Here is an 18,223-nt window from a genome sequence, read left to right as displayed (position 1 = left end):
ACAATGCGTCACTTCCGTACCTTCTGCCTCGCCGGCGCCGCCGGCCTGGCCCTCGCTTCCGTCGCAAGCGCCCAATCGGGCGTCGCCCCCGGCGCGCCCGGCGCCCCGCCCGTCTGGTCCAGCGCGGCCAAGACCGGCGCGGGAGCCTCTTACGAGGCCTATGTCGACGGCCAGTATCGCGACGGCGGCCCGACCGGCGCAGTGTCCAAGGTCTGGTATTCCATCGCCGACGGCGTCCTGACCGAGACCATGTACGGCCTGATCCATGAGGCCCAGATCAAGGCGCTGCGCTTCGCCGGCGTGACCCAGGACGGTCTGGTCGTCGAAGGCGACGACACAACCAGCCGCACCGAATATCTGCACGTCGACGCCCAGGGGCGTCCGCTCTCGCCGGCTTATCGCGTCACGACGCAGGACAAGAACGGCCGCTTTGAGATCGAAAAGCAGATCTTCAGCGATCCCGACCGCAACGCCCTGGTGTTGCGCGTCACCATCACGGCGCTGAAAGGCGATGTGACGCCCTATCTGATGCTGGAGCCGCACATCGCCAACACCGGCGTCGACGATCGGGGCGCGGCGACGCGCGACGGTTTCCATGCCTGGGAGGGCGACACCCACCTGTTCCTGAAGCCCAGCGAGGCCTTCGAAAAGGCCAGCGTCGGCTTCGTCGGCGCTTCGGACGGTTTGACGGATCTAAAGGACGGCAAGCTGGACTGGACCTACGCCTCCACCGGCGATCAGGCCGGCAACACGATGATGACCGGGGCCCTGCCGCGCCTGCGCCAAAGCAGCCGGATCACGCGCGACTTCGTCATCGGCTTCGGCGCAAGCGAGGCTGAGGCGCGCGCCGCCGCGGACGGTTCGTTCTCGACCGGTCTGGACGAAGTGCTGGCCCGCTTCAACGGCGAGGGCGAGCGCGTGGGTTGGGAGGATTATGTCGGTTCTCTCACCGAGCTGCCGCGCATCGCCGAGCAGGCGACCGACGGCGGCAAGCTGGCCTACGCCTCGGCCCTGATGCTGAAGGTGCAGGAGGATCGCACCCACGCCGGCGCCCTGATCGCGTCACTGTCGAACCCGTGGGGAGACACGGTGGACGCGTCGAAGTCCTCGACCGGCTACAAGGCCGTCTGGCCGCGTGACTTCTATCAGGTGGCGATGGCTCTGGCGGCGCTGGGCGACAAGGAGACACCGCTGGCGGCCTTCAACTATCTGCCCCAGGTCCAGGTCGGCCCTAACACGCCGGGCAACACCGGCGTCGGCGGCTGGTTCTTGCAGAAGACGCACGTGGACGGCGAACTGGAATGGGTTGCGGTCCAGCTGGACCAGACGGCCATGCCGATCATGCTGGGCTATCGTCTGTGGAAGATGGGCTGGCTGTCCGACGCCCAGATGACCGAACACTATCGGTCCATGCTGAAGCCGGCGGCCGACTTCCTGGTCGACGGCGGCAAGATCGGGCTGATGTGGAACGACGCGGAGATCAAGCCGCCCTTCACCCAGCAGGAACGTTGGGAGGAGCAGCAAGGCTATTCGCCGTCCTCGACCGCCGCCGTGGTCGCGGGCCTGACGGTCGCCGCCGAAATGGCGCGCGCCTCAGGCGACGCCGCCGACGCGACGCGCTACCAGATCGCGGCCGACAGCTATGCGTCCAAGATCGAAGACCGAATGTTCACCACCAACGGCGACTTCGGCGACGGTCGCTACTTCATCCGCATCACGCAAAACGAGAACCCGAACGACAAGGCCCCGATCGGCACCGCCAACGGCCAGATCGCTCCGGCCGAAGACCGCGTCGTTGACGGCGGCTTCCTGGAACTGGTGCGCTATGGGGTTCGCAAGGCCGACGATCCGCACATCCTGGCAACCCTGCCCGTCTATGACGATCAGTCCTTGGAACCGCTGTATCGCGTCCGCTACGACTTCGGTCCCGAGGGCGACAAGACGCCGGGCTGGCGCCGTTATGGCGTCGATGGCTATGGCGAGGACCATCTGACGGGCGCCAACTATGGCGTCGGCGGGGAAATGAGCCCTGGCCAGCGCGGTCGGGTCTGGCCCTTCTTCACGGGCGAGCGCGGTCACTATGAGCTCGCCCGCGTCAGCGTGAACGGCGCCCCCTCGGCCGCCGACATCGCCGCCATCCGCCAGACCTATGTGCGCGGCATGGAGCGGTTCGCCAACGGCGGACTGATGCTGGCCGAACAGGTGTGGGACGGCGTCGGAAACCCGACGGCCAAGGATTACGCCGTGGGTCAGAATACGGATTCGGCCACCCCCCTTGCCTGGACCCACGCGGAATATCTGAAGCTGCTGCGGTCACTGGCCGACGGCAAGGTCTGGGACAGCTACGACCCCGTCCACGACCGCTACGCTCGCTGATACGAAAACGGCCCCGGAGATCGCTCTCCGGGGCCGTTCTCATTTCACACTGACGTGGCTCAGAAGGTGAGCTTCACAGCCCCGACGATCCGATCTTCGGCGCCGGGCACGCCGTCCACATCGGTGTCGTGATAGCGGACATCGACGCCCACCTTGTCGGTCAGGGCATAGCCGACGCCGACGTTCCAAGTGGTATAGTCGTCGCTGACGTCGAGCCATTGCTTGCCGAGCGCGCCCGACACCGTCCACTTGGGCGCCGGCGAGAAGGCGGCGCTGACCTCGGCATAGGTCGCCTCCTTGTCCGCACCGAAGAAGTCGGGCGAGTAATAGACGGCCGCGCCAAACGTGGCGGGACCGACCGCGCGCGAGGCCGCAGCCTTGAACTCGGCGTAGTTATAGTCCGCGCCGTCCGGCTCCCCGACATACAGATAGCCGATCGCGCCGAAGTCGAGCGCGAAACCACCCGCCTCGGTGCGATAGCCGCCGTACAGGTCGACTTCCGCATCGGTGTCGTCGCCGAAGTCGACGTTGGAGGCCCAGGCCCCGGCGTAGAAACTGCCCGAGGTCAGATCGACGCCGCCCTGAATGGCGGGATCTTCACTGGTCTGGCTGAAGCCGCGGAAGACATAGTCGCTGACGGCGCCCACGTTCCAGGCGACATCGACGGTGCTCTGGGCCGAGGCCGGCGCGGCGAGGCCGATCAGTCCTGCGGCGAGCGTGGCGGCGGCGGCCGCGCGGATGATGGTCTTTTTCATAGTCTATCCCCTTGTTGTCGTTGTTCGAGGTCGAGGCCGGGCGCGGGTTTGGGAGCCGCGCCCGATCTCCATCAGTGTTCCAGCGCCTCGCCATGCAGCGAGGTGTCCAGACCAGCGGCTTCTTCCGCCTCGCTCACGCGCAGGCCCGTGGTGAACTTGCAGATGAACAGGATGATCAGGGTGCCGACGGCGCTGTAGACGATGGTCCACAGCAGGCCTAGGGCCTGGGCGCCGACGTTGGCGCCTTCCGACAGGCTGTTGATCGCGGTCGTGGCGAACACGCCGGTCAGCAGGGCGCCGATCAGGCCGCCCGCGCCGTGGATGCCGAAGGCGTCCAGGCTGTCGTCGTAGCGCAGCAGCTTCTTGATCCACACCGACGAGGCGTAGCAGGCCGGGCCGGCGATCAGGCCGATGATGACCGCGCCCTTGGGGTCGACGAAGCCGGCCGCCGGGGTGATGGCGACCAGACCGGCGACGACGCCCGACAGCATGCCGATCAGCGAGACCTTTTTCTTCTCGATATATTCGACGACCTTCCAGGTCAGGGCGGCGGCGGCGGCGGCCAGGATGGTGTTCAGCAGCGCAACGCCCATCAGGTCGTTGGCGGCACCCGCCGAGCCGGCGTTGAAGCCGATCCAGCCGACCAGCAGCAGCGAGGCGCCGATCATGGTCAGGACAGGGTTGTGGGCGGTGATGACCTCGGTGCCGTAACCCTTACGGCGACCCAGGAAGATGGCGCAGACCAGGCCCGCGACGCCCGAGTTGACGTGAACGACGGCGCCGCCCGCGAAGTCCAGCACGCCCGCCGAACCCAGGAAACCGCCGCCCCAGACCCAGTGGCAGATCGGCGCATAAACCAGCAGCGACCACAGGGCGGTGAACAGCAATAGCGCAGAATATTTGAACCGTTCGGCGAAGGCGCCGGTGATTAGCGCCGGGGTGATGATGGCGAAGGTCATCTGGAAGGAGATGAACAGGAACTCGGGAATGCCCGGCAGCAGAGCGTTGGCCGTCTTCAGCGACACGCCGTTCAGGAACAGCATGTCCAGGCTGCCGATGAAGGGCTGAAGGCCCGCGCTCTCGTTCTTGCCGAAGGCCAGGCTGTAGCCGGCGATGAACCATACCAGCGACACCACGGCGAAGACGCCAACGGACTGGGTGATGGTGGCGATGACGTTCTTCTTGCGCACCATGCCGCCATAGAACAGCGCCAGACCGGGGAGGGTCATCAGCAGAACCAGGGCGGTCGAGGTGCCGAGCCATGAGGCGCCGGCGCTGTCCAGCTCAAGCGCGGCTTGGTGGCCGAGCAAGGCGGGCGCGGCGTCCTGCGCATTCGCCGCGCCGGCAGCCATCAGGCAGAGTGTGGGAAGTAGGAGCGCAGCCGCTCCCGTAAGTCGTTTCGTGGTCTGCGACATGAGCTAGTACCCCCTATGCAATCTCGCAGTTGCGAAGATTTTACCGCATTTGCGATAGGCGCAAGGGGCTAGACCGTGAACGGCGCAACTTTCTTGCAACGGTCATGGAGAAAAAGAACAGGGCCGCACGATCTTGCGATCCTGCGGCCCGATACCAGATTCTTTATGCCGAAAAAGCCAAGCTGAGCGGCAGGATTTTCAGCTTCAGTTTAAGCCGTCAGGCCCAGTGCATTTGCACCCGGTGCGCCGCCGCCCAATGGATGGCGCGGATGGCGTCGATGACGGCTTCGGTCGCCGCACGCGTGCCCAGCGCGCCGCCCAGGTCAGCCGTCACGGCGCCGGCCGCCAGGACGGCGGCGACGGCGGCCTCGATGGAATCGGCCTCGTCCTCCAGCTTCAGGCTGTGACGCAGCAGCAGGGCCGCCGACAGGATGGTGCCGACCGGATTGGCCAGATCCTGACCGGCGATGTCCGGCGCCGAGCCGTGGATCGGCTCGAACAGGCCCGGCCCGCCCGCGCCCAGCGACGCCGACGGCAACAGGCCGATGGAGCCGCCCAGCACAGAAATCTCGTCCGACAGGATGTCACCGAACATGTTTTCGGTCAGGATGACGTCGTATTCGCGCGGCTTGCGGATCAGGTGCATGGCCATGGAGTCTACCAGGGCGTGCTCCAGGGTGATGTCTGGGAATTCCTCAGCATGGATGCGGGTCACGACCTCGCGCCACAGTCGGCTGGTCTCCATGACATTGGCCTTGTCGACCGAGGTCACCTTACCGCGACGCTGTTGGGCGGTCTGGAAGGCGGCGCGGGTCACCCGCTCGATCTCCGGCACGGTGTATTCGCACAGGTCGGTGGCGCGATCGGCGGTGCGGGTCTTCTCACCGAAATAGACGCCGCCGGTCAGTTCGCGGAAGACGATCAGATCGACGCCCTCGACGATCTCCTTCTTCAGCGGCGAGCGATGCGCCAGCACCGGCGACACCTGCAACGGCCGCAGATTGGCGAACAGGCCCATCGCCTTGCGGATCGCCAACAGCCCCTGTTCCGGACGCGCCTTGCCGCCATCCCATTTCGGCCCGCCGACCGCGCCCAACAGCACCGCGTCGGAAGCGACGCAGGCGGCGCGGGTCGCCTCAGGCAAGGGTTCGCCCGTTTCGTCGATGGCCGCGCCACCGATCAGGTGTTCGGAGAACTCGAAATGGTGACCATAGAAGTCGCCGATGACCCGCAGGACGTCTCGCGCGGCCCGCGTGACCTCCGGTCCGACGCCGTCACCGGGCAGCAGGACGATGTTGTAGGTCTTGGTGGCGGCGGTGCTCATCTTACGGTCTCTTTCGATCGCTCGTAGGCTTCGATTTCAGGCATGTTTGATTGCAGCCAGCCCAGGGTGTCCACCCCGTCCAGCAGGCATTGACGGGCGAAGGATTCGACCCCGAACGGCACGGGTTCGGCATTGCCGCGCTGGATCTGATTGGCCTGGAGGTCGATCGTGACCGGCTGGTCCGGCTGCGACGCCAGATCGTCCCAAACCGCCTGGCTGACAACGATGGGCAGCAGGCCGTTTTTCAGCGCATTCGATGTAAAAATGTCAGCGATCTCGGTCGAGATCACCGCCCGGAACCCATAGTCCAGCAGGGCCCAGGGCGCATGTTCGCGCGACGAACCGCAGGCGAAGTTCCGGCCCGCCAGCAGGATGCGATGCTCGGCCGGATCGATGCGATTCAGAATGGCCTCGGGTTTTTCCGAGCCGTCGTCTTCGTAACGCCAGTCATAGAAGGCGGCCTTGCCCAGCCCTTCTCGCGTGGTCGTGGTCAGAAAGCGCGCCGGAATGATCTGGTCGGTGTCGATATTGGCTTGGCTCAGGGTCACGGTCTTGGAGGTCAGCACCTGGAAGGGTTCAGACATGCTCGACCTCCTTCAGAAAGACGCGCGGATCGGTCAGCACGCCAGCGACCGCCGTCGCCGCCGCCGTCGCTGGACTGGCCAGGATGGTGCGGGCGTCCTTGCCTTGACGCCCTTCGAAGTTGCGGTTCGACGTGGATACGGCCAGTTGGCCCGGCGCGACGAAGTCACCGTTCATGGCGATGCACATCGAGCAGCCGGGAATGCGCCATTCGGCCCCGGCGGCGATGAAGACCTGATCCAGGCCTTCGGCCTCGGCGTCGCGACGCACGGCCTCGGACCCCGGCACCACCAGCATGCGCAGGCCCGGTTTGACCTTGCGGCCACGCAGCACCTCGGCGGCGGCGCGGAGATCGGGCAGGCGCCCGTTGGTGCAGGAGCCGATGAAGACGACATCCACCGGCTGGTCGGTCGTCGCCTCCCCGGCGGTGAAACCCATATAGGCGATGGCCTTGCGGTCTGAGTCTGACTGGGGTTGCGGCACAGGCGAGCCGATCGGCCCGCCCGCATCCGGGGTCGTACCCCAGGTCGCCATCGGCCGGATGGCGGCGCCGTCGATGGTCACTTCCTTATCGAAGACCGCGCCTGCATCCGTCGCCAGTTTCAGCCATTCGGCCGCTGCCGCCTCATAGTCAGCGGGCACGTGCTTGCGACCGCGCAGCCAGTCGATGGTCGTCCGGTCCGGGGCGATCATGCCGGCCCGCGCCCCGGCTTCTATGGACATGTTGCACAGGGTCATCCGCCCTTCCATGTCCAGCGACCGCACCGCCTCGCCCGCGTATTCGATGACATAGCCGGTGCCGCCGCCGAAACCGATGGCGGCGATGACGGCCAGGGCGACATCCTTGCCCGAGACGCCGGGCTGCAACTTTCCCTCCAGCGTCACCCGCATGGCCTTGGCCTTGCGCTGCAACAGGCATTGGGTCGCCAGCACATGGCCGACCTCGGACGTGCCGATGCCGAAGGCCAGGGTGCCGAAGGCGCCATGGGTGGCGGTATGACTGTCGCCGCAGACCACCGTCATGCCCGGCTGGGTCAGGCCCAGCTCCGGCCCCATGACATGGACCACGCCGCGATCGTTCGAATCCCATCCCGCCAGCGGCACGCCGTGGGCGGCGCAGTTGCGCTCCAGCGTATGGACCTGAGCCTCGGCCTGGGCCGTGACATAGGGTTTCAGACCATTCAGCCCCGCCGGCAGCGTCGGCGTCGAATGGTCCAGGGTCGCATAGGTCCGGTCCGGACGCCGCACCTTCAGACCGCGCGCCTCGATCTCGCTGAAGGCCTGTGGGCTGGTGACTTCGTGGACCAGATGCAGGTCGATATACAGCACCCCCGGCGTATCGGCCGTTTCCGACCGCACGACGTGGGCGTCCCACACCTTGTCGAACAGAGTCTTGGAATCAGGCATATTGGGCCACGATCTCGGACACGCCATCGACCCGGTCGATGATGGCGATCAGTTCAGCGTCGTTGATCTCGCCGATCTGATCGGCGCGCGATTTGAAGCCGGCGACCACCGCCGCCAGGCGCTCGCCCTCGATGGGACGGCCGATCGTTTCGGCGCGCTTGGCGATGGCGTGACGGCCCGAATGCTTGCCCAACACGAACCAGCTGCCCTCGAAGCCCACATCCTGGGGCCGCATGATCTCATAGGTGCGGCTGTCGGCCAGCATGCCGTGCTGGTGGATTCCCGCCTCATGGGCGAAGGCGTTGATGCCCACCACCGACTTGTTTCGGGCGATGACCGTTTCGGTGATCTCGCACAGGATCTTGGAGGCGCGCACCAGATGACGGCTGTCGGCGCCGGTCGTGACGCCATAGCGGTCCTCGCGGACCTTCAGCGCCATGATGACCTCTTCGATCGAGCAGTTGCCGGCACGTTCGCCGATACCGTTGATCGCGCCCTCGATCTGACGCGCGCCGCCCTCGACGGCGGCCAGGGAGTTTGCGACCGCCATGCCCAGGTCGTCGTGGCAGTGGGCCGAGAAGATCACGTGCGGATGCCGCTTCTTGATACGCGCGGCCAGGGCGCGATAGGTTTCGCGCACCTCTTGCGGGGTCGCATAGCCGACAGTGTCGGGCACGTTCAGCGTTCGGGCGCCGGCGTCGGCGGCGGCCTCCAGCACATCGGCCAGAAACTCCGGCTCGGTGCGGAAGGCGTCCTCGGCCGAGAACTCTACGTCGTCGAACAGGCTGCGGGCGTATTCCACCGACCGCACGGCCGTCGACAACACCTCATTGGTGGACATCTTCAGCTTGGCGGTGCGGTGGATCGGGCTGGTGCCGATGAAGGTGTGGCAGCGACGGTGGGATTTCGGCGCCGGCGCCAGGGCGCGGAAGGTGGCGTCGATGTCCTTCTCGTTGGCGCGCGACAGGGAGCAGAAGACAGGCCCCTCGACCTCGCCCGCCACGCGGCGGATGCAGTCCTCGTCACCCGGCGAGGCGGCGGCGAAGCCGGCCTCGATAACGTCAACGCCTAGGTCCCGCAGAACCTGGGCCATCTTCACCTTGGCCTGGGCGCTCATCGAGAAGCCCGGAGCCTGTTCCCCGTCCCGCATCGTCGTGTCGAAGACGATGACGCGGTTGGGATCGGCGGCGATCTCCTCGGTGCGGGATACGCCCGATACGCGTACGCTTTCGGGGTTAATCATCACGCGGCCTCGGATTGAATAATGTCGTTGCTGATGCGACGCACGCCGAACAGCCGGTCGATCTGGCGACCCAGGTTGTCCATGCAGCGGCCCGCGTCGCGGCCGCGCACCGTCAGGGCGATGCGGCGGAAGGCGCCCTCGTCAGCCAGGGCCATGCCGTCGATGTGGAAGCCCCGGCGCTCCACCAGGCCGATGAGACGCTGAAGCGAACCGTCCGCACGGTCGATCTGGATGTGGATCGTGTTGCTCATCTCAGGAGCCCTCCATCATTTCAGCATTGCTCTTGCCCGGCGGAACCAGCGGCCAGACGTTGTCTCGGGGGTCGATGACCACATGAGCCAGGCAGGGACCGTCGGCGGCCAGCAGGCGCTGGATGCCGTCGGACACCTGATCGCGGCGATCGATGCGGAAGGCCTCGATGCCGAAGGCTTCGGCGACCTTCACGAAGTCCGGGTTGTCGGACAGGTCGATCTCGGAATAGTTCTCGGCGAAGAACAGCTCCTGCCACTGGCGCACCAGGCCCAGCGAGGAATTGTCGATCAGCACGATCTTCAACGGGATGCCGTAACGCTTCAGCGTCGCCAGCTCCTGGATGTTCATCATGAAGCCGCCGTCGCCGGCGATGGTGACGACCGTCGCGGACGGATCGGCCAGCTTGGCCCCGATGCCGGCGGGCAGGCCAAAGCCCATCGCGCCCAGACCGCCCGAGGTGATGTGGGCTTCCGGCTTGGCGAAGCGACAGTGCATGGCCGCCCACATCTGATGCTGGCCCACGTCGCAGGCGGCAACGAAGTCATCGCCCGCCGCTTCCGAGATTTCCTTCAGCAGGGCGGGCGCATAGACCCCCTCACCCGGCGCGTCATAGCGGTGCGCGCCGGATTCGGCCGCGCGCGCGCAGTCGTCGGCCCAGGCCTGGATGTCCAGCGCCGCGCCCGACCGCATGCGCGCGGTCAGCGCCTCAACGCCTTCGCGCAGCTCGCCGACGACGGCGACATTGGCGCTGCGCAGCTTGCCGACTTCCGAGGCGTCGATGTCGAAATGGACGATGCGGGCATTGGGCGCGAACTCGGCCAGCTTGCCGGTCGCGCGGTCGTCGAACCGGGCCCCGACGACGATCAACAGATCGCTGTCCTGCACTGCATGGTTGGCGGCGCGCGTGCCGTGCATGCCCAGCATGCCCAGCATGCCGGGCGCATCGGTCGGGATGGTGCCCAGGGCGTTCAGGGTCGAGACCTGGGGAATGCCGGTCGCGGCGACGAAGGCGCGCAGGGCCTCGGTCGCGCCGGCGATCTTCACCCCGCCGCCGATATAGACCAGCGGCTTCTTCGCAGCCCGGATCGCGGCATCGGCGGCGGCGATGGCGTCGTGATCGACGCGCGGCGTCTCGTTGGGAATCGAGAAACCGTAGTCGTCCGCGGTCGTCTCGAACTGCACGTCCTTTGGCAGGTCGACCAGGACCGGCCCGGGACGGCCAGACCGAGCGATATGGAAGGCTTCCTCGATCGCAGCGGGGACTTCGGCGGCCGAGCGGACCAGGATCGAATGTTTCACGATCGGCAGGGTGACGCCCAGGATGTCGATCTCCTGAAAGGCGTCAGTGCCCATCAGGCCTTGGGCGACGTTGCCGGTGATGCAGACGATCGGCACCGAGTCCATCATCGCATTGGCGATGCCGGTGACCAGATTGGTGGCGCCGGGGCCTGACGTCGCCATGCAGACCCCGACCTTGCCGCTCTTCCTGGCATAGGCGTCGGCCGAGAAGGCCGCGCCCTGCTCATGGCGGACCAGGATGTGTTTCAGCTTGGAGCCGGCCAGGGCGTCATAGACCGGCATGATGGCGCCGCCCGGATAGCCGAACACCACCTCCACCCCCAGCCGCTCCAGGGTGGAGACCAGCAGACGCGCACCCGATTGGGGTGCGGTCTCGGCTGAGGGTTTGAAAGCGGCGGCGGTCATCAGGGTCATCCGGTCGTTCAGGCGGCGATCAGGCCGCTTCAGCCTTGGGCGTGTTCAGCCAGGCCATGCGTTCGCGCAGACGAGCGCCGACCTGTTCGATCTGGCTCTCGCGGTCCGACTTCAGCCAGGCCTCGTATTGCGGCTTTCCGGCCTCGTTCTCGGCGATCCAGTTGCGCGCGAAGGTGCCGTCCTGGATCTCTTCCAGAATGGTCCTCATGCGGGCCTTGGTCTCTGCGTTGACCACGCGCGGGCCGCTGGCGACGGCGCCGTATTTGGCCGTCTCGGAGATGAAGTGATGCATCTTCGAGATACCGCCTTCGTAGAACAGATCCACGATCAGCTTCAGCTCGTGCAGGCATTCGAAATAGGCGATCTCGGGCTGGTAGCCGGCCTCGACCAGGGTGTTGAACCCTTGCATGACCAGCTCCTTGGCGCCGCCGCACAGAACGGCCTGTTCGCCGAACAAATCGGTCTCGGTCTCTTCGCGGAAGGTGGTTTCCAGCAGGCCGCCGGTCGCGCCGCCGTTGCCCTTGGCGTAACCCATCGCCCGGTCGCGGGCCTTGCCGGTGACGTCCTTTTCGATGGCGAACAGGCTGGGCACGCCTCGACCGCGCTGGAACTCTCGGCGGACCAGATCGCCCGGTCCTTTCGGCGCGACCAAGATCACGTCCATGTCCTCGCGCGGGGTGATGCGCTCGTAGATGATCGAAAAGCCGTGGGCGAACAGCAGGGCCGAGCCCTCCTTGGCGTTCGGCTCAATGATGTCGCGATAGACGTCGCCCTGAACCATGTCGGGCGTCAGGATGGCGATGATGTCGGCGCCCTTGACGGCCTCGGCCGGCTCTGCGGTCGGCACGCCGTCGGCGGTGGCGTGTTTCCAGCCTGTGCCGCCGTGACGGACGCCGGCGACCACGTCGTGGCCGCTGTCCTTCAGGTTCTGCGCATGGGCGCGGCCCTGCGAGCCATAGCCGATGATGGCGATGCGCTGGCCGGCGATGGCGCCCGGCTTGATGTCTTCGTTGGTGTAGATGGTGATGGCCATGGTGGGTCAGGCGTCCTGAGCAGCAGCGGTTTTGTGAGACGCCGGGACTTGGGCCGGCGGCGGGTTGGGGATGGTGACAGCGCCTTGGGCGGCCGAGGCGACCGAGGCGCGGTATTTGGCGAAGACACCTCGCGCCGGGCGGACTACGTGGGGCGTAAAGCCCGCCCGGCGCGTCGCCAGATCGACATTGACGTCGATGCGGCGGTTGGTGACGTCGATGGTGATGCGGTCACCATCGCGAATGAGGGCGATCGGGCCGCCCACGGCGGCTTCCGGCGAGACGTGTCCGGCGACGAAGCCGTAGCTGGCGCCCGAGAACCGGCCGTCGGTCAGCAGGGCGACATTGTCGATCTTGCGCCCCTTCAGGGCGGCGGTGACCTGCAGCATCTCGCGCATGCCCGGACCGCCCTTGGGCCCTTCGTAGCGGATGATGATCACGTCGCCTTCGCCGACCGATCCATCCTGAACGGCGTGGAAGGCGTCTTCTTCCGAGTCGAAGACGCAGGCCGGGCCTTCGAACGTGTCGACCTTGTGGCCCGTCAGCTTGATGACCGCGCCTTCCGGGGCGATGTCGCCATAGATGACGGCGAAGCTGCCGCGATCCATCACAGGGGCGTCAAACGTCGTCACCACCACCTGGCCCGGGGTCTCCTCGGCCTCGGCGGCTTCGGCGAACAGGCTGCGGCCGGTGACGGTGGGGGTGTTCACGATCTTGCCGGCCTCGGCCATCCGCTGGGTGACCAGACGGGTGCCGCCGGCGGCGAACAGGTGCGAGGCCAGGAAGCGGCCGCCCGGCTTCAGATCGCAGATGACCGGCGCCTCGACGCAGGCCTGGTGGCAGTCCTCGACGCCGAACTCGACGCCGGCCTCCGCCGCGATGGCCGTCAGGTGCATGACCGCATTGGTCGACCCGCCCGAGGCCGAGACGGCGACGGCGGCGTTCTTCAGGCTGGCGCGGGTGATGTATTTGCGGGCGGTGTCGCCGGAAAAGACGCGTTCGACGATCAGCCGACCGCAGCGTTCACCCTCGGCGGCCTTGTTCGGATCGACGGCCGGCACGTCGTTGGCGCCCATGGGCGAGATGCCCATGACCGACAGGGCCATGGCCATGGTGTTGGCCGTGAATTGGCCGCCGCAGGCCCCGGCGCCGGGGCAGACGGCCTGTTCGACCGCCTTCAGACCTTCGTCGTCCAAGGCGCCGGCCGAATGGGCGCCGATGGCCTCGAACACCTCCTGGACCGAGACCTCTTTCGTCCCGATCACGCCGGGCATGATGGTGCCGCCGTAATAGACCAGGCCGGGGATATCCATCCGGGCCAAAGCCATGGCCGCCGCCGGGATCGTCTTGTCGCAGCCGACGATGCAGACCACGCCGTCCAGCTGGTGGCCCTCGATGGCCAGCTCGATGGAGTCGGCGACAACCTCGCGGCTGATCAGCGAGGCCTTCATGCCCGCCGTGCCCATCGAGATGCCGTCGGTGACGACGATGGTGTTGAAATCGACCGGATAGCCGCCTGCCGCGATGATGCCGGCGCGCACATCCTTGGCCAGTCGGTCCAGGTGCATGTTGCACGGCGTGACCGTCGACCAGGTGTTGACGATGCCGATCATCGGCTTGTCGAAGTCGGCGTCCTGCATGCCGGCTGCGCGCAGATACGAGCGGGCGGCGGCCCGGTTCGGGCCAGCCGTCACCGCCGCGCTGCGCGCGTTGGGCTTTCTGGGCTGAGGGGTAGAATTTTGCGTCATCGATCCGGTTCGTTTCGAACCGCCGCGCACTAAAAACCCCGCTTCCTTTCGGAAGCGGGGTGGTGCGAGGCGATCCTGAGTGTGTCTAAGGTCAGGTCGCGTGCATCCACGCCGCTTGCGTAAGCAGGCCGAGAAGTACGAGAGTAATGAGGAATACGGGGCTTCCCATGCCGACAGGCGCGCGAACGGCTGCGACCGCCTTGGCGGGGCGTCCTTTCGTCATGTCGCGCGTCATCGTGGCCACGGGCGGCTCCCTGTTCTAACGCCAAGAAACCATAGCCGCCGGAGCCGCACAACCCCTGTCGCAATAATTTTGCGTGACAGATCGAAAACGACTGCGTCCGGGGTGTTTCTTACCCGAAGCTGGCACGGGCGATTTTCGAAGCGTAACCGTCCATCACATCATGTTACGCGCGCGGGGTTGAAACCCGTCAACGACCGCTCCATTGAGACGCGCACCTATATAACGCTCGTCATACCGATCACAGGAGCTCTCCATGACCGTTCGCGTCGCCATCAATGGTTTCGGCCGCATTGGCCGTCTCGTCCTTCGCTCGATCATCGAGCATGGCCGCACGGACATCGAGGTGGTGGCGATCAACGATCTGGGTCCGGTCGAGACCAACGCCCACCTGTTCCGTTACGATTCGGTCCACGGCCGCTTCCCCGGCACGGTGACCTCGGGCGAGGATTGGATCGATGTCGGCACGGGCAAGATCAGGGTCACGGCCGAGCGCGACCCCGCCAACCTGCCGCACGCCGAGCTAAAGGTGGACATCGCCTTCGAATGCACCGGCATCTTTACCTCCAAGGACAAGGCCAGCGCCCACCTGAAGGCCGGTGCCAAGCGCGTCCTGGTTTCGGCGCCCGCCGACAACGCCGACAAGACCATCGTCTACAAGGTCAACCACGAAACCCTGGCCGCCGACGACATCGTCGTGTCGAACGGCTCGTGCACCACCAACGCCCTGGCCCCGGTCGCCAAGGTGCTGAACGACCTGTTCGGCATCGAGCGGGGCTATATGACCACCATCCACTCCTACACCGGCGACCAGCCGACGCTGGATACGATGCATAAGGACCTGTACCGCGCCCGCGCCGCGGCCCTGTCGATGATCCCGACCTCGACCGGCGCCGCCAAGGCGCTGGGCCTGGTCCTGCCGGAGCTGAAGGGCAAGCTGGATGGCTCTTCGATCCGCGTCCCGACTCCGAACGTCTCGGTCGTCGATCTGAAGGTCGTCGCCGGTCGCGAGGTCACGGTCGAAGAGATCAACGCGGCGCTTCAGGCCGCCGCCGACGGCCCCATGAAGGGCGTCCTGTTCACGACGACCGACCCGCTGGTCTCGCACGACCTGAACCACATCGCGGCCTCTTCCACCGCCGCCCTGCCCCAGACCCAGGTCGTCGACGGCAAGCTGGCCCGCGTGTTGAGCTGGTATGATAACGAGTGGGGCTTCGCGACGCGCATGAGCGACACGGCGCTGGTGATGGCGAAGTTCCTGTAAGATCGCACCGAGAACCCCGGCATGCTTCTGTTCTCAGGACTGCCGGGGTTTTTGTTTTTCGCATGGCTTTCGCTGCCATGGTCGTTGCTCGCTATAGCCTTTTGGGGCGTTCTGGTCTGGCTGGGACTGCGAAAGATCAAGCTTGGGTCATTGGCCGACGGAGCATTCGTTATTCGAGGCTGTGCCGCCGTGTTATTGCTCACCCTAGGAACAGCCATCCCGTTTGTGACTGGAAACGGGCCTGACTCAGTCTCCGCTTTTGCTTGGTTCGCGGTTCCTGTGCTTCTCGCAGGCCTCGCTATTGCGGCCTGTCGCGATCACGCCAAGAACGGCCGACATTTCATCGCAGTGGCAGCCCCGGTCATGGCACTGCAAGTTCAACTGATGATCCACGGCGCTTTGCTCTGGATCGGACACATCTTCTCTGGGGGCAGCCCGATATGACATTCCGCACTCTCGACGACGCCCAGAACCTCGCCGGCAAGACGGCTTTGGTCCGCGTCGACTTCAACGTCCCGATGGAGGGCGGCAAGGTCACGGACGACACTCGGCTGCGAGTCGCACTGCCTACGATCCAGCGCCTGCGCGACGCGGGCGCCAAGGTCGCACTGCTGGCTCATTTCGACCGCCCCAAGGGCCAGCGCGTTCCGTCGATGAGCCTAAAGCCGATCGTCCAGCCGCTGGAAGAGCTGCTCGGTGCCCCCGTCCGCTTCGCCGACGACTGCATCGGCCCTGACGCCGTGGAGGCCATTCGCGACCTGGACGCTGGCGGCGTGGTCCTGCTGGAAAACGTACGCTTCCATGCGGCGGAAGAGGCCAATGATCCGGTCTTCGCCCAGAAGCTGGCGGATCTCGGCGATCTCTACGTCAACGACGCCTTCTCGGCCGCCCACCGCGCCCACGCCTCGACCGAAGGCGTCGCTCACCACATCCCGGCCTATGCCGGCGAATCCATGCGCCGCGAACTCGATGCGCTCGACGCCGCGCTCGGCAATCCGCAAAAGCCGGTCGTCGGCATCGTCGGCGGCTCCAAGGTCTCGACCAAGCTGGACCTGCTGAAGAACCTGGTCGGCAAGCTGGATACGCTCGCCATCGGCGGCGGCATGGCCAACACCTTCCTTTATGCCCAAGCCGTCGATATCGGCGGTTCGCTGGCCGAAAAGGATATGGCGGACACGGCGCGCGAAATCCTGGCGGAAGCCGAGGCGAAGGGCTGCGACATCCTGCTGCCCGTCGATGTCGTGGTGGCGACCGAGGTCAAGCCCGGCGCCGCCGCCCGCACCGTAAAGACAGGCGAAGCCCTCTCGACTGAAGACAAGATCCTGGACGCCGGCCCCGATACCGTCGCGCGACTGAACGCCGCCATCGACGACTCCAAGACCCTTATCTGGAACGGCCCGCTGGGCGTGTTCGAAGTCCCGCCCTTCGACGCCGCCACCGTCGCGGCCGCCAAGCACGTCGCTGAGCGCACCAAGGCCGGCGCCCTGATCGCCGTGGCGGGCGGGGGCGACACGGTCGCGGCTGTCGGCCATGCCGGCGTCGCGGCGGACCTGACCTTCGTGTCCACCGCTGGCGGCGCCTTCCTGGAATGGATGGAGGGCAAACCCCTGCCCGGCGTCGAGGCCCTGCGCGCCTGAAGGCTCAGCGCTGCAGGCGGATCACGCCTGCATCCCGTCTTCGAAATTGGCGGTGAAACGACTGTAACACGGCGTGACTTCGCGCTGTCCGGCGTCTAATCTCTCGCCCAACAAAAAGACTATTCGGCTCAGGAGACTACCCCATGGCGCGCATCACGCTGCGACAGCTGCTCGACCACGCGGCAGAGAACGACTACGGCCTGCCCGCCTACAACATCAACAATATGGAACAGGGTCTGGCGATCATGGAGGCGGCCCACGAGGTCAACGCCCCCGTCATCATTCAGGCCTCGCGCGGCGCCCGGAACTACGCCAACGATATCGTTCTGGCCAAGCTGATCGACGCCCTGGCCGAACTCTACCCGCACATCCCGGTCTGCATGCACCAGGATCACGGTAACGGCCCGGCGACCTGCGCCACCGCCATTCAGTACGGCTTTACCTCGGTGATGATGGACGGTTCGCTGGAGGAGGACGCCAAGACGCCCGCCTCCTACGAATACAACGTCGACGTCACCCGTCGCGTCACCGAAATGGCCCACGCCTGCGGCGTCTCGGTCGAGGGCGAACTGGGCGTGCTGGGTTCGCTGGAGACCGGCATGGGCGAGGCTGAGGACGGCCACGGCTTCGAAGGCAAGCTGGACCACTCGCAACTGCTGACCGACCCGGATCAGGCCGTCGATTTCGTCGCCGCCACCAAGGTCGACGCCCTCGCCATCGCCATGGGCACCAGCCACGGCGCATACAAGTTCACGCGTCAGCCGGACGGCGAGGTTCTGGCCATGAACGTGATCGAGGAAATCCACCGCCGCCTGCCCAACACCCACCTGGTCATGCACGGCTCGTCGTCGGTGCCGCAGGATCTGCAGGACATCATCAACCAGTACGGCGGCGAAATGCCCCAGACTTGGGGCGTTCCGGTCGAGGAAATCCAGCGCGGCATCAAGCACGGCGTGCGCAAGGTCAACATCGACACCGACAACCGCATGGCCATCACCGGCGCCATCCGTAAGGCCCTGATGGAAAAGCCGGGCGAGTTCGACCCGCGCTACTATCTGAAGCCCGCCAAGGAGGCGATGAAGAAGCTCTGCATGGAGCGCTACCAGCAGTTCGGCTGCGAAGGTCAGGCCTCAAAGATCCGCCCGCTTTCCACCGCCCAGATGGCCAAACGCTACGCCTCGGGCGACCTGGATCCGTCCTTCCGCGGCGCATCCGTCAAGGCCGCCTAGCACCGT

Annotated in this window: 15 protein-coding genes; 5 read left to right on the top strand and 10 right to left on the bottom strand. The window is 66.1% G+C overall.

Annotation, left to right across the window (positions count from 1 at the left end):
• The first annotated feature begins 3 nt into the window (after positions 1-3).
• Positions 4-2,376: a glucan 1,4-alpha-glucosidase gene (locus AC3WRC_RS02005; RefSeq protein WP_492302709.1), complete on the top strand. Its 2,373-nt coding sequence runs from the start codon at positions 4-6 to the stop codon at positions 2,374-2,376.
• 59 nt (positions 2,377-2,435) lie between these two features.
• On the opposite strand, the gene AC3WRC_RS02000 is transcribed toward AC3WRC_RS02005, so the two are convergent.
• The 10 genes from AC3WRC_RS02000 to ilvD all read right to left on the bottom strand — a co-directional run bounded on the left by AC3WRC_RS02000 (position 2,436) and on the right by ilvD (position 13,846).
• Positions 2,436-3,131 carry a TorF family putative porin gene (locus AC3WRC_RS02000; RefSeq protein ID WP_492302708.1) on the bottom strand — a complete coding sequence of 232 codons (696 nt, stop codon included), beginning with the start codon at positions 3,129-3,131 and terminating at the stop codon, positions 2,436-2,438.
• A gap of 71 nt (positions 3,132-3,202) precedes the next feature.
• Complete coding sequence (locus AC3WRC_RS01995) at positions 3,203-4,483, bottom strand: ammonium transporter (RefSeq protein WP_088582703.1); 1,281 nt, start codon at positions 4,481-4,483, stop codon at positions 3,203-3,205.
• Positions 4,484-4,763: 280 nt separating this feature from the next.
• On the bottom strand, positions 4,764-5,870 hold the full coding sequence (leuB, locus tag AC3WRC_RS01990) for a 3-isopropylmalate dehydrogenase (RefSeq protein WP_066552359.1): 1,107 nt from the start codon (positions 5,868-5,870) through the stop codon (positions 4,764-4,766).
• Positions 5,867-6,454, bottom strand: a complete 588-nt coding sequence (gene leuD / locus AC3WRC_RS01985; RefSeq protein ID WP_017505141.1) for a 3-isopropylmalate dehydratase small subunit — start codon at positions 6,452-6,454, stop codon at positions 5,867-5,869. The genes leuB and leuD overlap by 4 nt, the downstream gene beginning before the upstream one ends.
• Positions 6,447-7,859: a 3-isopropylmalate dehydratase large subunit gene (gene leuC / locus AC3WRC_RS01980; RefSeq protein WP_492302707.1), complete on the bottom strand. Its 1,413-nt coding sequence runs from the start codon at positions 7,857-7,859 to the stop codon at positions 6,447-6,449. The genes leuD and leuC overlap by 8 nt, the downstream gene beginning before the upstream one ends.
• Positions 7,852-9,102, bottom strand: a complete 1,251-nt coding sequence (locus tag AC3WRC_RS01975) for a 2-isopropylmalate synthase (protein ID WP_492302705.1) — start codon at positions 9,100-9,102, stop codon at positions 7,852-7,854. The genes leuC and AC3WRC_RS01975 overlap by 8 nt, the downstream gene beginning before the upstream one ends.
• The gene (locus tag AC3WRC_RS01970; protein WP_039244600.1) at positions 9,102-9,353 is read right to left on the bottom strand and encodes an ACT domain-containing protein; all 252 of its coding nucleotides are present in this window, start codon (positions 9,351-9,353) and stop codon (positions 9,102-9,104) included. The genes AC3WRC_RS01975 and AC3WRC_RS01970 overlap by 1 nt, the downstream gene beginning before the upstream one ends.
• A 1-nt stretch (position 9,354) precedes the next feature.
• Positions 9,355-11,067 carry an acetolactate synthase 2 catalytic subunit gene (gene ilvG / locus AC3WRC_RS01965; RefSeq protein ID WP_492302704.1) on the bottom strand — a complete coding sequence of 571 codons (1,713 nt, stop codon included), beginning with the start codon at positions 11,065-11,067 and terminating at the stop codon, positions 9,355-9,357.
• A gap of 19 nt (positions 11,068-11,086) precedes the next feature.
• The gene (ilvC, locus tag AC3WRC_RS01960) at positions 11,087-12,100 is read right to left on the bottom strand and encodes a ketol-acid reductoisomerase (protein WP_492302702.1); all 1,014 of its coding nucleotides are present in this window, start codon (positions 12,098-12,100) and stop codon (positions 11,087-11,089) included.
• A 6-nt stretch (positions 12,101-12,106) separates the two neighbouring features.
• Positions 12,107-13,846, bottom strand: a complete 1,740-nt coding sequence (gene ilvD, locus AC3WRC_RS01955; protein ID WP_492302701.1) for a dihydroxy-acid dehydratase — start codon at positions 13,844-13,846, stop codon at positions 12,107-12,109.
• A 497-nt stretch (positions 13,847-14,343) separates the two neighbouring features.
• Here ilvD and gap point away from each other — a divergent pair, with 497 nt between their 5' ends.
• From gap to fba, 4 genes are all read left to right on the top strand, one after another.
• Entirely contained in the window at positions 14,344-15,351 is a 1,008-nt protein-coding gene (gene gap, locus AC3WRC_RS01950; protein WP_492302700.1) for a type I glyceraldehyde-3-phosphate dehydrogenase, read from the top strand.
• 21 nt (positions 15,352-15,372) lie between these two features.
• Positions 15,373-15,795: a hypothetical protein gene (locus tag AC3WRC_RS01945; RefSeq protein WP_492302699.1), complete on the top strand. Its 423-nt coding sequence runs from the start codon at positions 15,373-15,375 to the stop codon at positions 15,793-15,795.
• Positions 15,792-16,988, top strand: a complete 1,197-nt coding sequence (locus AC3WRC_RS01940) for a phosphoglycerate kinase (RefSeq protein ID WP_492302698.1) — start codon at positions 15,792-15,794, stop codon at positions 16,986-16,988. The genes AC3WRC_RS01945 and AC3WRC_RS01940 overlap by 4 nt, the downstream gene beginning before the upstream one ends.
• Before the next feature lie 143 nt (positions 16,989-17,131).
• The gene (gene fba / locus AC3WRC_RS01935) at positions 17,132-18,217 is read left to right on the top strand and encodes a class II fructose-bisphosphate aldolase (RefSeq protein ID WP_055803694.1); all 1,086 of its coding nucleotides are present in this window, start codon (positions 17,132-17,134) and stop codon (positions 18,215-18,217) included.
• The last annotated feature ends 6 nt before the right edge of the window (positions 18,218-18,223 follow it).

The sequence above is a fragment of the Brevundimonas sp. EU05-FHT14B07 genome (assembly GCF_058790795.1).
The sequence above is the reverse complement of the archived record's forward strand: the minus strand, read 5'-3'. Positions and strand labels throughout refer to the sequence as shown.

Coding starts and splice junctions, on each gene's coding strand:
- AC3WRC_RS01940 (WP_492302698.1), top strand. CDS start 15,792: ATGACATTCCGCACTCTCGACGACGCCCAGAACCTCGCCGGCAAGACG.
- ilvC (WP_492302702.1), bottom strand. CDS start 12,100: ATGGCCATCACCATCTACACCAACGAAGACATCAAGCCGGGCGCCATC.
- leuD (WP_017505141.1), bottom strand. CDS start 6,454: ATGTCTGAACCCTTCCAGGTGCTGACCTCCAAGACCGTGACCCTGAGC.
- AC3WRC_RS01995 (WP_088582703.1), bottom strand. CDS start 4,483: ATGGCTGCCGGCGCGGCGAATGCGCAGGACGCCGCGCCCGCCTTGCTC.
- AC3WRC_RS02000 (WP_492302708.1), bottom strand. CDS start 3,131: ATGAAAAAGACCATCATCCGCGCGGCCGCCGCCGCCACGCTCGCCGCA.
- AC3WRC_RS02005 (WP_492302709.1), top strand. CDS start 4: ATGCGTCACTTCCGTACCTTCTGCCTCGCCGGCGCCGCCGGCCTGGCC.
- leuB (WP_066552359.1), bottom strand. CDS start 5,870: ATGAGCACCGCCGCCACCAAGACCTACAACATCGTCCTGCTGCCCGGT.
- AC3WRC_RS01945 (WP_492302699.1), top strand. CDS start 15,373: ATGCTTCTGTTCTCAGGACTGCCGGGGTTTTTGTTTTTCGCATGGCTT.
- leuC (WP_492302707.1), bottom strand. CDS start 7,859: ATGCCTGATTCCAAGACTCTGTTCGACAAGGTGTGGGACGCCCACGTC.
- gap (WP_492302700.1), top strand. CDS start 14,344: ATGACCGTTCGCGTCGCCATCAATGGTTTCGGCCGCATTGGCCGTCTC.
- ilvG (WP_492302704.1), bottom strand. CDS start 11,067: ATGACCCTGATGACCGCCGCCGCTTTCAAACCCTCAGCCGAGACCGCA.
- fba (WP_055803694.1), top strand. CDS start 17,132: ATGGCGCGCATCACGCTGCGACAGCTGCTCGACCACGCGGCAGAGAAC.
- AC3WRC_RS01970 (WP_039244600.1), bottom strand. CDS start 9,353: ATGAGCAACACGATCCACATCCAGATCGACCGTGCGGACGGTTCGCTT.
- AC3WRC_RS01975 (WP_492302705.1), bottom strand. CDS start 9,102: ATGATTAACCCCGAAAGCGTACGCGTATCGGGCGTATCCCGCACCGAG.
- ilvD (WP_492302701.1), bottom strand. CDS start 13,846: ATGACGCAAAATTCTACCCCTCAGCCCAGAAAGCCCAACGCGCGCAGC.